The organism is Nocardia sp. NPDC058499 (assembly GCF_042719915.1).
GTDB lineage: Bacteria > Actinomycetota > Actinomycetes > Mycobacteriales > Mycobacteriaceae > Nocardia.
On record NZ_JBHXMZ010000004.1, the window covers coordinates 205,994 to 220,221 of the forward strand.

Here is a 14,228-nt window from a genome sequence, read left to right on the forward strand (position 1 = left end):
AGATCATCGCAGGTCAGCGTACTTGCTCGGTGACTTGAATTGCGTTGATCAGGTCTTCGGCCAGGAACCTGATCGAGGCCGAGACCTGTTCGGGATCGCCCACTCCTTCTTCTGCGCGGCCGGCCATGGCAGATCCGATCGCGTCGGGCCCGGCGGCGAACAGATTCTGGAGGATATCGACCGCCTCATTCGTCACTTGGGCGCTGATCTGCTCGGCGAGCAGTCTGATGAAGGCGGGAGCCAGTTGCTCGGGCTCGAACGCCATCAGGATCCGGTAGATGTCGTGGGCGTCTTTGTCTTTGAGGCGATCGGGGTTCGGACCGTCGACGCGCTCGTGGATCTTGTGGCACTTGGCGACGATCAAGGCCGCGGGGCCGGCGACTTTGGCGCTGATTGCCCTGCTGTCATCTTCCGTTAGCGGTCGAACGACGATCTCGCTGTTGTCTACTATTGCTGCTTCCAGGCCGCGAGCTCGTCGCATCGCCATCTTGTCGTGGGGTGGCTGGTGCACGCTGCGTCTGCTCTTGCCTCCTCCGGCGATGGCTTCGGGGACCATGATGTCCACGGGGATCCCGTCCGGGCTGAGCCAGGCACCGGGCTGGCATTTCGTTGGGTCGAGGACGAATCTCGCGTTCTCCATGGCTTCGTTGATCGTCGGGTCGCCTCCGAGGTCGCGGGTATCGACTGCGACGTCGCTGTCCTTGGTTGCCTCGGCGATGGCAACCTCGATTCCTCCGGTGTGTAGGTAGACTGCCTGGGCGCCGACGACGATCACGACATCCCGGTGCTCGACCAGTGCTTCGAGCGCGTCGAGCAGCACGGTGCGTGTCCGGGCGAGCAGTTCGAACGGGTCGTCAGCTGCGGCGCCAGGATTGTTCATTTGTCCCCATCCAGTTGAGCAGTTCTTGTGCTTCCGAAGGCGCTCGCCCCGGCCCGGTCATCAGGTCGGCAGCCACCTGGGTGGGTGCCGCGATTCTGATGTCCTGGAACCCTTTTCCACTGCGGGCGAGAAGGACAGGATACGCGGGTACGGCGAGCAGCACATTGGCTCCGGCGTCGATGGGGCGCAATCGCCAAGCCTTGGCGGCTCGTTCGGGATCGGTGACGAACACCATCGCTGATCGAGGTGGCGCGTAGGACTGCCACGTCGCGGCCGCGATCGATCCCGTCATCGCGTAGTCGGTGACCTCGGAAAGTCGGATGTCGTCCAGGAACGCGGGCAGCCCGCGAGGCGCTATCCAGGGCGTGATCGTGTTGGTGTGCAGGAACTGGTAGTCCTCGCTCCAGCGACGTAGCAGTGCTGCCCAGTCCGGAACATCCAGCACACCGTTCGCCCGACGTGTGATCAGCGCTTCACGTTGCAGAAAGTCCAGCACTCGATAGGCCGAACCGGTGGCGACTTCCGCAGCTTCGATGAGATGGCGGGTTTTCCACGGCCCTTGGAAATCGAGCAGCGCGCGGACGAGCTTCGCGGCCGGTTCCCCTTTGAGAGTGCTGAGGGGACGCTCTGGGCTGCGCCACGGGTCGGTCTCGGCGCCGACCGCGGAAAGGAACAGGGCCGACTCGTCGGCGCGCACCAACATGTTGCCGGTCGCATCCACGTAGGAGATCCCTGATTTTTGAAGGTGTTGCCGCGTCGAAGTGGACAGGTGCCGTGCGAACACGAGACCGATACTGCCCGGATGCTGTGAGGTGGCTGCGGTGAGCTGCTCGCGTAACCGCCCGACGTCCTTGGGGTAGACGGTGTTCTTGGCTTCGACGAGTAGAACGAGGACGAGCCCGTTCGGCGCGTACAGCCTGATTTCTGCGTCGTATCTGCGGTCGCTGGGATGACTAGGCGTGTCGCCGACCCAGACGTCCCAGGTCCGCGGTAGCCGTTCCCGGATGGCGTTCGCGGCAGCTGCGATCGCCTCTCGCTCGTTCTTCGGTGGCTTAAGCTCCTGACCAGGCATGTTCGGATAATACCCGTATTCCGTGTCATACGGAGAATGGCAATCACATGTACGGTTGATAGTTCATTAATACTTTCGAATACTTCTCGAATAGTTGCTATTATAGTTTGATGGATAGAAATGAGGACACGGTCGTCGTCTTCACCGGGAAGAGCTTCGAGAAGATTCTGCGAGAGGGTGGCTCCCAGGCATGGAAGCTCGACCCCTCGCGGGCCAGGAAGTGCGAATGGCTCGTGTGCACCCAGAACGCCCGTAACTACGAGGACTACGCCGATGGTGTCGCCGACCATGGCAGTGCCTTCCTCATCGGGCGGATCTTGCGTATCAGCCCAGCCACCGACCCCGGTGATGCAGATCGCTGGCTTATCGAGGTCGGCGAGTACGCCCGCCTCGACCAGTCTCACGTGTGGGGCGGTGAACGTAATCCGGTTCGCTACACCAATCTCGCTACTCTGGGTATCGACCTGGAGGGGGTGGAGTTCCAGAGGCTGGAACGTACCGCGACCGCCGCCCCGTCGGCCGGACTCACGATCGCGCAGGCGAAGGCCGGGCTCGCAGCAACCTACGGCGTCCCCGCCGACTCCATCGAGATCGTAATCCGCGGATAACTACGGGGCTCGATCGCAACGAGTCCGAGACTGCTGTCTGGGAACAAGCAGCGAGCGCTGGCCCGCCTCGGGAAGGCGCGGGCCGCGGCCCCCGAACTGAATCGCAACCACTGCCTTGTCCGGTGGGGCCCCGCCCGCTGCGTTCGCCACAGCGGGCGGCTATCGAGGACGGTTGCCAGGCCTGCCCGGGCACCGCGGGTCGCGAGCAGGATGGCAAAACTGCCGCGTTCCATTGCCGATGCCGCATGTCCGGCCGCCGCGCCGGTTCTACAGTCCAGGCGAAGACGCCTGTGCCCAGAACCGTTTCGGTATGCGGCCCGCCTCGCGCGCCCGGTATCCGGCCCGTACTGCGTCCGCCATTGCGGCGGCCATCAGAGCCGGTTTCCGGGCCCGGGTCACGGCGGTCGCGAGCAGGACGGCGGAGCAGCCGAGTTCCATGGCGAGCGCGGCGTCGCTGGCGGTGCCGATCCCGGCGTCCAGGATCACCGGCACCTCTGCGCGGCTCACGATCATCTCGATATTGTGCGGATTCCCGATTCCCAGGCCGGTGCCGATCGGCGCGCCCAGCGGCATCACCGCCGCGCAGCCCGCATCCTCGAGCCGCCGCGCCAGGGCCGGGTCGTCGTTGGTGTAGGGCAGCACCGTGAACCCGGCGTCGACCAGCTGTTCGGCCGCGTCGAGGAGTTCGATGGGGTCGGGCAGCAGGGTGCGCTCATCGGCTATCACCTCGAGTTTGACCCAGTTGGTTCCCAGCGCCTCGGCCGCCAGCTGAGCGGTGAGCACCGCTTCGGATGCGGTGCGGCAGCCCGCGGTATTGGGCAGCGGGGCGATATCGAGGCGTTTCAGCAGATCGAGCACCCCGGTTCCGCCGGCGGAGTCGACGCGGCGCATGGCGACCGTGGTCAGTTCGGTTCCGGAGGCCAGCAGCGCCTCCTCCAGCACCGTCAGGTTCTCCGCCCCACCGGTGCCCATGATCAGCCGGGAGCCGAAGGTGCGGTCGGCGATCCGCAACGGTTCGTCAGCCACCTTGGACCGCCGTCAGCACATCGATCTCCCAGCCGCGACCGACCGGTTCGTCCCAGCGTGATTTCGGGAACACCGCACCGTCCACCGCGAGCGCCACACCCTGGCACGGCAGTTCCAGCCGTTCCAGCAGTTCCCGGACGGTGAGCGGGGCGGCGAATTCGTGATCGGTCCCGTTCACCGTGACACCGATCGGGACCGGTGATCCGGCCGTGGGTGATCCCGATGCTGATGACACTGTCATCGATTACCTCCTGAAGATGTGGACGCACCGAAACGGTGCGGATCGGCCGTCGCGACTTCGGTCAGCGGTTGTCCGCCGAGTTCGGCGAGAACAGCATCGGCCGTGAGCGCACTGGTCAGCATGCCATTACGGCCGTGCCCGGTGGCGGCGATCACGCGGTCGGACAGCCGGCCGATCAGTGGGAGATTATCCGGGGTGCCCGGCCGGGATCCGGCGCTCGCCTCGGTCAGTTCGTATTCCCCTATCCCGGGGAGCACGGTTTCGGCGTCGGCGATGAGATCGCGGACCCCGGCGACGGTGACGGCGGTATCGAAACCCGCTTCGTATTGGGTCGCGCCCACCACCACACCGTCGTCGCGCGGGACGAAATACACGGGCCGCCCGTGGACTCGGGCCCGCACCACGCGGGTGGGTGGCGGTTGCGTCCCCGGACGCTGCCGCAGACGCAGGATCTCACCCTTCACCGGCCGCACCGGCAGGCCCGGCCACAGCGCCGCCGATGCGGCCCCGGCGGCGAGCACGATCCGGCTGTGGTCCAGTTCGGCGAGATCGTGCACCCGCTCCGGACGTACGGTGACACCCGCTTCATCGGCGGCCTTGCGCAGCGCGGTGACCAGCCGCCGGTTGTCGATGGCGGGTTCGGCGCCGGCGAGCAACCCGGCCCGCACCGTGCGGGCCAGCGCGGGTTCCAGCGCCCGCACCCCGGCGCGATCCAAAAGCCGCAGATCGTGTCCGTGCCCGTTCACCCAGTCGGCGATGGTGTGCAGATCGGCGGCGTCCGCGCTGTCCTGGGCGATGGTCAGCGTTTCCCCGGCCACGTAGACATCGACCCCGGTGACCGCCGCCAGCCGGGCCGCGAAATCCGGCCAGTGGGCCAGCGCCGCCGCCCCGAACGCGAGCACATCGTCCTCACCCGGCCAGCCTTCGGACAGGGGTGCGAGCATCCCACCGGCAACCCAGGAGGCGCCGCTGCCGACGGCCGGATCGAAGAGGGTGACCGACCAGCCCGCTTCCGCGGCCCGCCACGCCACGCCGAGCCCGATCACACCGCCACCGACCACGGCGACGGTCGCGGATGTTCGCACTACGTTCCACCTCCTGCAACATTTCCACGTTAGCGCGGTTACGGTGGCAGTTGTGCAACCGTCCTCCGCTCGCCGACAGCTTCCGCCGCGCGATCGCCTCGCGACCGCCCGGCTGTACCTGTGCACCGACGCCCGCCGTGAAAAGGGCGATCTGGCCGCGTTCGCGGATGCGGCGCTGGCCGGTGGTGTCGATATCATCCAGCTACGCGACAAGGGGTCGCCCGGGGAGCAGCGGTTCGGTCCGCTGGAGGCCATGGGCGAACTCGCGGCGCTCGCCGAACTCCGGGCCGCCACCCGCCGCCACGGCGCCTTGCTGGCGGTGAACGACCGCGCGGATATCGCCCTGGCCGCCGCGGCCGATGTGCTGCACCTGGGTCAGCAGGACCTCCCGCCCTGGTACGCCCGCCGGATCCTGGGCCCGGATGTGGTGATCGGCCGCTCCACTCGCGACCGTGAACAGGCTCGCCTGGCCGCCGCCGATGAACATCTCGACTACTTCTGCACGGGTCCGGTGTGGGCGACGCCCACGAAACCGGGTCGTGAACCGGCGGGTCTGGAACTGGTAAGGGAAACGGCCATCGCCGCGCCGGCGCGACCGTGGTTCGCGATCGGCGGTATCGACGGGTCGACACTGCCGGAGGTCCGGGCCGCGGGTGCGGAGCGGGTGGTGGTGGTACGGGCGATCACGGCCGCCGATGATCCGGAGGCGGCAGCACGAGAGTTGAAGTCCGCCCTGCTGGTGGACTGATCGAACTGGGCGTCCGCGTACCGGTCTGCTCCCGAAGCAGTCGGCGGTGTTGCCACTTACTGCCGGGCCGCTTCTCGGTATACACAGCCGGGCACTTCTCGACCGGCGACTGTGGCGGCACGCCGGTCCCGCCCGGCGCAGATGGGCAGGACCGGCGTATCGGCAGGGCCGGAAACCACCTGTCGCCGATGGCGGCGAAGCGGTTCCGGGACACCTGTCGATGACTGCCCCGTTGACCGCCGCCGGAAACCTCACAGCAGCGATTGCGCTGCCTCGTGGACCGAGCACAGTGCCCGGGCCGCACACTCGTTCGGTGCCGGGGGCGCGCCGGCTCGGCTCTACCGGCCGCCGGGAGTGGGCAGCAGCCTCGTCACAGCAACCAGAGCACCGCGCCCGCCGCCGCGAGTACCGCGGCCACGGCGAGGCTGATCGCGAGTGGGCGGGTGGTCTTCCAGGTGGAGTAGGCGCCGCCGATCAGGAATCCGGCGAGGGTGAACAAGAGCACTACGGCGACATCGGTGGACACGGCAACCCATTGTGCCTGGTCGTCCCGGGTGGGCGCGGCCCGGCACGAGCCTGCGGATTTAACAAGCACGCGTGCTTGATTTTTTTCCGGCCGCCTGTGATGCTGAACTCGTACACGACCAGCCCGGGCGCGCTTCCCCGCCCGTAGCGGTAGGAGGCGCAACCGCTGATGAGTGCTCTGGCCGACGATCCGGACGTCATCCGGATCGGCAACTGTTCCGGGTTCTACGGTGACCGGCTGACCGCCATGCGCGAAATGCTCGAGGGCGGGCAGCTCGACGTGCTCACCGGCGACTATCTCGCCGAACTGACCATGCTGATCCTGGGCCGCGACCGGATGAAGGATTCCGGGCTGGGCTATGCCAAAACCTTCCTCCGCCAGCTCGAGGATTGCCTCGGCCTGGCGCTGGAACGCAAGGTGCAGATCGTGACGAACGCCGGGGGCCTGAACCCGGCCGGGCTGGCGGAGAAGGTGAGCGAACTGGCGGCCCGGCTCGGGCTGGACGTGCGGGTCGGTTTCGTCGAGGGCGACGATCTTCTCGACCGCGCCACCGAACTCGGACTGGGCTCCCCGCTGACCGCCAACGCCTACCTCGGTGCCTGCGGTATCGCCGATTGCCTCACCGCCGGCGCGGATGTGGTGGTCACCGGCCGGGTCACCGACGCCTCGGTGGTCGTAGGCCCGGCGATCGCCCATTTCGGCTGGCAGCGCACCGATTACGACAGGCTCGCCGGTGCGGTGGTGGCCGGTCATGTGATCGAATGCGGCACCCAGGCCACCGGCGGTAACTTCGCGTTCTTCACCGAACTGCCCGATCTGGGCCGGCCCGGTTTCCCGCTTGCCGAGATCCGGGCGGACGGCAGCAGTGTGATCACCAAACATGCGGGCAGCGGCGGTGCGGTCACGGTCGATACGGTCGCCGCGCAGCTCATGTACGAGATCCAGGGCGCGCGCTATGCCGGACCCGATGTCACCACCCGGCTCGACACCGTCGAGTTGACGGCCGACGGCCCGGATCGGGTACTGATCACCGGAGTGCAGGGTGAGCCGCCTCCGCCACAGCTCAAGGTCTCGCTGAACACACTGGGTGGTTTCCGCAACGAGATGGAATTCATTCTCACCGGACTCGATATCGACGCGAAAGCCGAACTGGCGCAGCGGCAACTGGAATCCTGGCTACCGCAGCGCCCCGCCGAACTCGACTGGACCCTGGCCCGGCTCGACCGCCCCGATGCCGAGACCGAGGAACAGGCGAGCGCCCTGCTGCGCTGCGTGGTCCGCGACCCCGACCCGAACAAGGTGGGCCGCGCCTTCTCCAGCGTCGCCGTCGAACTCGCCCTGGCCAGTTATCCGGGCTGTAGTTTCACCACTCCACCCGGTAACGGTGCGCCCTACGGTGTCTACCGCCCGGGTTTCGTCGACGCTGCCGAGGTTCCGCATACCGCGGTGCGGCCGGCCGGTTACCGGGTTCTGGTGGGTGCGCCCTCGGAAACCCGGGAACTCGCGGAGGTGCCCGAACCCGAACTCCCCGAGCCGCTTCCGGCCGCACCCACGAAACGTGTTCCGCTCGGCAGTATCGCGATGGCCCGCAGCGGCGATAAAGGCGGTGATGCCAATATCGGTGTATGGGTCCGCACCGACGAGCAGTGGCGCTGGCTGGTGCATACCCTCACCGTCGACCGCCTGCGTGAACTGCTGCCGGAAACTGCCGGCTCGGCGGTTGTCCGGCATGTTCTGCCGAACTTGCGGGCGCTCAATTTTCTGATCACCGGTCTGCTCGGCGAAGGCGTGGCCTATCAGGCCCGTTTCGATCCGCAGGCCAAGGGCCTCGGCGAATGGCTGCGGTCCCGCCATATCGATATACCGTGGGAGCTGTTGCCGTGAGCACTGTCTGGAACACGCCCGAACGCCGCGAATTGCGCGCCACCGTCCGCGCTTTCGCCGAACGCGAGATCCTGCCGTATCTGGACGACTGGGAGCGTGACGGCGAGATTCCGAGGGACCTGCACAAGAAGGCCGGGGCGCTGGGCCTACTCGGAATCCAGTTCCCGGAGGCCGCGGGCGGCGCCGGCGGGGACGGCATCGACGGGGCGATCGTCTGCGAAGAACTGCATTATGCGGGTGTTTCCGGCGGACTCTTCGCCTCGCTGTTCACCTGCGGTATCGCCGTCCCGCATCTGATCGCCGCGGGTGATACCGAACAGATCGATCGGTGGGTGAAACCGACCCTGGCCGGCGAGAAGATCGGCTCCCTGGCCATCACCGAACCTGGTGGCGGTTCCGATGTCGGTCATCTCACCACCAGCGCGCGCCGCGACGGCGACCACTACATCGTCAACGGCGCCAAGACCTACATCACCTCCGGTTGCCGAGCCGATTTCGTTGTGACCGCCGTGCGCACCGGCGGACCGGGCTCGTCGGGGGTATCGCTGCTGGTGGTGGAGAAGGGCACGCCCGGTTTCACCGTCGGCCGGAAACTGGACAAGATGGGCTGGCGCGCCTCCGATACCGCCGAGCTGTCGTACGAGGATGTGCGCGTGCCGGTGGCGAATCTGGTGGGTCCGGAGAATTCCGGATTCCTGCAGATCGCGGCGGCCTTCGTCAGCGAGCGGGTGGGCCTGGCCGTACAGGCTTATTCGAGTGCGCAGCGCTGCCTGGACCTCACCCTGGACTGGGTGCGTAACCGGGAGACCTTCGGCCGCCCGCTCATCAGCCGGCAGTCCGTGCAGAACACCGTCACCGAGATGGCGCGCCGCGTCGACGTCGCCCGCGTCTACACCCGTGACGTGGCCGCCCGCGCCGCGGCCGGGGAAACCGATCTGATCGCCGAGGTCTGTTTCGCCAAGAACACAGCTGTCGATGCCGGGGAGTGGGTCGCCGATCAGGCCGTCCAGTTGTTCGGTGGCCTGGGCTATATGCGCGAATCCGAGGTGGAGCGCCAGTACCGCGATATGCGAATTCTCGGGATAGGCGGCGGTACCACCGAAATCCTCACCGGCCTGGCCGCGAAACGATTGGGGTATCAGGCATGACGACACTGCGCAGCACGCTCGACACCACCACCGGGGAGTACACGGCCGCGGCCGAGGCCATGACGGCCAAACTTGCCGAGGTCTCCGCAGAGTTCGAAAAGGTTGTCGCGGGCGGCGGCCCGGAGAAACTGGCCCGGCACCGCAAACGTGGCAAGCTGACTGCCCGGGAACGGATCGAACTGCTCATCGACGAGGATTCGCCGTTCCTCGAATTATGCCCACTTGCTGCCTGGGGCAGTGAGTTCCAGGTCGGCGCGAGTACGGTCGCCGGAATCGGCGTCGTGGAGGGCGTCGAATGCATGATCGTCGCCCCCGACCCCACTGTGCGCGGCGGTACCTCCAATCCGTGGACGCTACGAAAAACGTTGCGCGTCAATGACATCATCCGCGAGAATCGCTTACCCGTGATCTCGCTGGTGGAGTCCGGCGGCGCCGATCTGCCCACCCAGAAAGAGGTGTTCGTCCCGGGCGGCCGGATGTTCCGTGACCTCACCCAGGCCTCCGCCGCCGGGATACCGACCATCGCATTGGTTTTCGGTAACTCGACCGCGGGCGGCGCCTACATTCCCGGTATGTCCGACCACGTGGTGATGATCAAAGAACGCTCCAAAGTGTTCCTGGGCGGGCCGCCGCTGGTGAAAATGGCCACCGGCGAGGAATCCGACGACGAATCGCTGGGTGGCGCCGATATGCACGCCCGCGTATCCGGTCTCGCCGATTACTACGCGCTCGACGAACAGGACGCCATCCGGATCGGGCGGCGTATCGTCAAAAGGCTGAACTGGCAGAAAAAGGGTCCCGCGCCGCGGCCGTCGGTGCTGGAACCGCTTTTCGACCCCGAGGACCTGCTGGGTATCGTCCCGCCCGACCTCAAGATCCCGTTCGACCCGCGCGAGGTGATCGCCCGTATCGTCGACGGCTCCGATTTCGACGAATTCAAACCGCTCTACGGTTCGAGTCTGGTCACCGGCTGGGCCGAATTGCACGGCTACCCGGTCGGTATTCTCGCCAACGCCCGCGGTGTGCTCTTCTCCGAGGAATCGCAGAAGGCCACTCAGTTCATCCAGCTGGCCAACAAGACGAACACTCCGTTGCTGTTCCTGCACAACACCACCGGCTACATGGTCGGCAAGGAATACGAGCAGAAGGGCATCATCAAACACGGCGCCCAGATGATCAACGCGGTCTCCAATTCGAAGGTCCCGCATATCTCGGTGCTCATGGGCTCCTCCTACGGCGCCGGGCATTACGGTATGTGCGGCCGCGCCTACGACCCCCGTTTCGTGTTCGCCTGGCCCAGCGCGAAATCCGCGGTGATGGGCGGTGCGCAGCTGGCCGGCGTGATCTCCATCGTCGGCCGCGCCTCCGCCGAGGCCCGCGGGCAGGCGTTCGACGAAGAAGCCGATGCCGGGATGCGCGCCATGGTGGAAGCACAGATCGAGGCCGAATCGCTGGCCATGTTCATGTCCGGGCGGCTCTACGACGACGGTGTCATCGACCCGCGCGATACCCGCACAGTGCTCGGTATGGCCCTGTCGGCCATCCACACTGCACCTGTCCAGGGCGCCGAGGGCTTCGGCGTCTTCCGAATGTGAGGCCGGTCGTGACCGAACCACAGCTCATCACCAGTGTCCTGGTAGCCAACCGCGGCGAGATCGCCCGCCGGGTCTTCGCGACCTGCCGCCGGATGGGACTCGGCACCGTCGCCGTGTACTCCGACGCCGACGCGGAAGCCCCGCACGTGGCCGAGGCGGACGCGGCGGTCCGCCTGCCCGGAAACACCCCCGCCGAGACCTATCTGCGCGCCGACCTCCTCATCGCCGCAGCGCAGGCCGCGGGCGCCGACGCCGTCCATCCCGGCTACGGTTTCCTCTCCGAGAACGCGGAATTCGCGCGCGCGGTACAAGCGGCCGGACTGGTGTGGATCGGGCCGCCCGTCACCGCTATCGAAGAGATGGGTTCCAAGGTCGCGGCCAAGAAGATGATGGACGCCGCCGGGGTGCCGGTGCTGGCCGAACTCGATCCCGGCGAGGTCACCGAGGATCAACTGCCGGTTCTGATCAAGGCTTCGGCCGGTGGTGGCGGGCGCGGGATGCGTGTGGTGCGCACCCTGGCCGAACTTCCCGAGCAGTTGGCCGGTGCCCGCCGGGAAGCGGAATCGGCGTTCGGCGACCCCACGGTGTTCTGCGAGCGCTACCTCGAAACCGGCCGCCATATCGAGGTCCAGGTGATGGCCGATACGCACGGCACGATCTGGGCGGTCGGTGAGCGCGAATGCTCGATCCAGCGCCGACACCAGAAGGTCGTCGAGGAGGCGCCGTCGCCGCTCGTCGAGCGCATCGATGCCGCTCGGTTCGGTGATGCGTACGGATCTCCTCTCGCAGATTCCACGGTCGGGGCGCAAGTGCACGTGCCGGGCGGACCATCGGACTCTGCGCTCACAGGTGGAGCGGACTCGGCTGCTTTCGGCGGCGCCCCGCCGGTCGCAAGGGACGGAAACCGGGTGGGAGCGGGTACACCGGCAGACGGAAGTATGCGTGGCCGGCTGTACGCAGCGGCCCGTCAGGCAGCCGCCGCAATCGGATATACCGGCGCCGGTACCGTCGAATTCCTGGCCGACGAATCCGGTGAGTTCTTCTTTCTCGAGATGAACACCCGGCTGCAGGTCGAGCACCCGGTCACCGAATGCACCACCGGCCTGGATCTGGTCCAGCTCCAGCTGGAAATCGCCCAGGGCGGGCCGCTCCCGGCGCAACCGCCCTTCATGCGCGGTCATTCGATCGAGGTCCGGCTCTATGCCGAGGACCCTGCGCAGGACTGGCAGCCCCAGAGCGGAACTGTGCAGCGCATCGAGATCCCCGCCGTGGCAACCGAGTTCGATCTGCTCGAACGTCCCGGTATCCGATTGGATTCCGGTGTCGCCGACGGCTCGGTGGTGGGCGTCCACTACGATCCGATGCTGGCGAAGGTCATCTCCTACGGCCGCACCCGCGACGAAGCCGCCCGGCTGCTCGCCGGCGCGCTGCAGCGGGCCCGGATCCACGGCCTGGTCACCAACCGTGACCTGCTGGTCCGCGTGCTGCGCCACCCCGCATTCCTGGCCGGTGATACCGATACCGCCTTCTTCACCACCCACGGCTTGGGCACCCTGTCCGAGCCCCTGGTGAGCCCGGACGACGAGAAATTGTCGATCGTCGCTGCCGCGCTGGCCGAATCCGCCGTCAACCGGGCGCGTGCCACCGTGGTCGCGGGTGCGCCCAGCGGCTGGCGGAACCTGCCCTCGCAATCGCAACGCAAGTCCTACGAGAGCCGGACGAGCGGCACCCACGAGATCGACTACCGGTTCACCCGTACCGGTGTGACGGTCGCCGGGTTCGACGGCCTCGAACTGATCTCGGCCACACCCGATCAGGTGGTCCTCGCCGTGCCGGGTGCGCACGGGCCGGTACGCCGTCAGTTCACCGTCGCCCGCTACGACGACCTGGTCTGCGTGGATTCCGCCCTCGGCCCGGTCACGGTACGGCGACTGCCTCGGTTCACCGACCCGGCCGACCAGGTCGCCACCGGTTCACTGCTCGCTCCCATGCCGGGCAGCGTGATCCGGCTCGGTGCCGAGGTCGGCAGCGCTGTCCGCGCCGGTCAGCCCATCCTGTGGCTGGAGGCCATGAAGATGGAGCACACCATTGCCGCCCCGGCGGACGGCGTGCTCAGCGCGGTCAACGTCGCGGTCGGTCAACAGGTCGATGTCGGCGCCGTACTCGCCGTGGTGGATCCCGCCGCCGAGAACCACGAACAGCCCGGAAACCAGGAGTAGCAATGAGCTTCATCGAATCCGACGAACGCAAAGAGCTGCGGGCCGCTGTCGCCGCGCTGGCCGCGAAATACAGCTACCGCGACTATGTACTGCCCAAGGCGCGTAACAACGAACCACTCGACGAACTCTGGCAGGAGGCGGGCGGCCTCGGCTTCCTCGGCGTGAACCTGCCGGAGGAATACGGTGGCGGCGGCGCCGGTATGTACGAGCTGGCGCTGGTGATGGAGGAACTGTCCGCCCAGGGGGCCGGCCTGCTGCTCATGGTGGTGTCGCCCGCCATCTGCGGCACCATCATCACCAAATACGGCACCGATGCGCAGAAGTCCGAATGGCTGCCGAAACTCGCCGACGGTTCGGCCAAAATGGTTTTCGGTATCACCGAACCCGATGCCGGCTCCAATTCGCATCAGATCACCACCACCGCGCGCCGTGACGGGGACGATTGGCTGCTCACCGGCCGCAAAATCTTCATCTCCGGAGTCGATCAGGCCGAGGCCGTGCTGATCGTGGCCCGCACCGAAGACCACAAGACCGGCAAACTCAAGCCCGCGCTGTTCATCGTCCCCACCGACGCTCCCGGGTTCGAGAAGACCCCGCAGGAAATGGACATCATCGAACCGGACCACCAGTTCACCCTGTTCCTCGACGATGTCCGGCTCCCCGCCACCGCCCTCGTCGGCAAGGAGGATGCCGCCCTCATGCAGCTGTTCGCGGGCCTGAACCCCGAACGCATCATGGGCGCGGCGATGGCCGTCGGAATCGGCCGCTACGCCATCGACCGGGCCGTCGAATACGCCAAGGAACGCACCGTGTGGAAGTCCCCGATCGGGGCCCACCAGGGGATCGCGCATCCGCTGGCGCAGGTGAAAATCGAGGTCGAACTGGCCCGGTTGATGATGCTCAAGGCCGCCACCCTCTACGACGCCGGCGACGAGATGGGCGCCGCCGAGGCCGCCAATATGGCGAAATACGCGGCCGCGGAAGCCAGTATCAAAGCACTGGACCAGGCCATCCAGACCCACGGCGGTTCCGGGCTCACCAACGAATACGGCCTGGCCGCCATGCTCGGTGCGGCCCGGATCGCACGTATCGCCCCGGTGAGCCGCGAGATGATCCTCAACTTCGTCGCCCAGCATTCGCTGGGACTGCCGAAGTCCTACTGAGGACCGGCCGACCACCGGCCGGTCAGAAGAAGA

At 67.0% G+C, this 14,228-nt stretch carries 13 protein-coding genes; 7 read left to right on the forward strand and 6 right to left on the reverse strand.

Annotated elements, in window-relative coordinates; translation table 11 throughout:
* Positions 1-13: 13 nt before the first annotated feature.
* Positions 14-880, reverse strand: coding sequence for a hypothetical protein (locus tag ACFWPH_RS14550; RefSeq protein WP_378751079.1), 867 nt, complete (start codon positions 878-880; stop codon positions 14-16).
* Positions 855-1,952 carry a type IV toxin-antitoxin system AbiEi family antitoxin gene (locus ACFWPH_RS14555; RefSeq protein WP_378751081.1) on the reverse strand — a complete coding sequence of 366 codons (1,098 nt, stop codon included), beginning with the start codon at positions 1,950-1,952 and terminating at the stop codon, positions 855-857. The genes ACFWPH_RS14550 and ACFWPH_RS14555 overlap by 26 nt, the downstream gene beginning before the upstream one ends.
* 110 nt (positions 1,953-2,062) lie before the next feature.
* On the opposite strand from ACFWPH_RS14555, the gene ACFWPH_RS14560 reads away from it, so the two are divergent.
* The gene (locus ACFWPH_RS14560; RefSeq protein ID WP_378751083.1) at positions 2,063-2,560 is read left to right on the forward strand and encodes a hypothetical protein; all 498 of its coding nucleotides are present in this window, start codon (positions 2,063-2,065) and stop codon (positions 2,558-2,560) included.
* A gap of 267 nt (positions 2,561-2,827) precedes the next feature.
* Here the strand turns inward: ACFWPH_RS14560 and ACFWPH_RS14565 are convergent, their stop codons facing one another.
* From ACFWPH_RS14565 to thiO, 3 genes are read right to left on the reverse strand one after another with little or no spacing between them, the layout of a single operon-like run.
* The gene (locus ACFWPH_RS14565) at positions 2,828-3,586 is read right to left on the reverse strand and encodes a thiazole synthase (RefSeq protein ID WP_378751085.1); all 759 of its coding nucleotides are present in this window, start codon (positions 3,584-3,586) and stop codon (positions 2,828-2,830) included.
* The gene (thiS, locus tag ACFWPH_RS14570; RefSeq protein ID WP_378751087.1) at positions 3,579-3,827 is read right to left on the reverse strand and encodes a sulfur carrier protein ThiS; all 249 of its coding nucleotides are present in this window, start codon (positions 3,825-3,827) and stop codon (positions 3,579-3,581) included. The genes ACFWPH_RS14565 and thiS overlap by 8 nt, the downstream gene beginning before the upstream one ends.
* Positions 3,824-4,912, reverse strand: a complete 1,089-nt coding sequence (gene thiO, locus ACFWPH_RS14575; RefSeq protein ID WP_378751089.1) for a glycine oxidase ThiO — start codon at positions 4,910-4,912, stop codon at positions 3,824-3,826. Before thiO ends, thiS begins: the two co-directional genes overlap by 4 nt.
* Positions 4,913-4,964: 52 nt before the next feature.
* Here thiO and thiE point away from each other — a divergent pair, with 52 nt between their 5' ends.
* Positions 4,965-5,660, forward strand: coding sequence for a thiamine phosphate synthase (gene thiE, locus ACFWPH_RS14580; protein WP_378751091.1), 696 nt, complete (start codon positions 4,965-4,967; stop codon positions 5,658-5,660).
* Between the two features lie 370 nt (positions 5,661-6,030).
* Here the strand turns inward: thiE and ACFWPH_RS14585 are convergent, their stop codons facing one another.
* Positions 6,031-6,186 (reverse strand): hypothetical protein, encoded by a 156-nt coding sequence (locus ACFWPH_RS14585; protein ID WP_280414795.1) that lies wholly within the window; start codon positions 6,184-6,186, stop codon positions 6,031-6,033.
* Positions 6,187-6,354: 168 nt separating this feature from the next.
* Here ACFWPH_RS14585 and ACFWPH_RS14590 point away from each other — a divergent pair, with 168 nt between their 5' ends.
* The 5 genes from ACFWPH_RS14590 to ACFWPH_RS14610 are packed head-to-tail and all read left to right on the forward strand — an operon-like array spanning position 6,355 to position 14,195.
* Positions 6,355-8,070: an acyclic terpene utilization AtuA family protein gene (locus ACFWPH_RS14590; RefSeq protein ID WP_378751093.1), complete on the forward strand. Its 1,716-nt coding sequence runs from the start codon at positions 6,355-6,357 to the stop codon at positions 8,068-8,070.
* Positions 8,067-9,218 carry an acyl-CoA dehydrogenase family protein gene (locus tag ACFWPH_RS14595; protein ID WP_378751095.1) on the forward strand — a complete coding sequence of 384 codons (1,152 nt, stop codon included), beginning with the start codon at positions 8,067-8,069 and terminating at the stop codon, positions 9,216-9,218. Before ACFWPH_RS14590 ends, ACFWPH_RS14595 begins: the two co-directional genes overlap by 4 nt.
* Positions 9,215-10,813 (forward strand): acyl-CoA carboxylase subunit beta, encoded by a 1,599-nt coding sequence (locus ACFWPH_RS14600; protein ID WP_378751097.1) that lies wholly within the window; start codon positions 9,215-9,217, stop codon positions 10,811-10,813. The genes ACFWPH_RS14595 and ACFWPH_RS14600 overlap by 4 nt, the downstream gene beginning before the upstream one ends.
* Before the next feature lie 8 nt (positions 10,814-10,821).
* Positions 10,822-13,032 (forward strand): acetyl/propionyl/methylcrotonyl-CoA carboxylase subunit alpha, encoded by a 2,211-nt coding sequence (locus ACFWPH_RS14605; protein ID WP_378751099.1) that lies wholly within the window; start codon positions 10,822-10,824, stop codon positions 13,030-13,032.
* A gap of 2 nt (positions 13,033-13,034) precedes the next feature.
* Complete coding sequence (locus tag ACFWPH_RS14610) at positions 13,035-14,195, forward strand: acyl-CoA dehydrogenase family protein (RefSeq protein ID WP_378751101.1); 1,161 nt, start codon at positions 13,035-13,037, stop codon at positions 14,193-14,195.
* Positions 14,196-14,228: the final 33 nt, after the last annotated feature.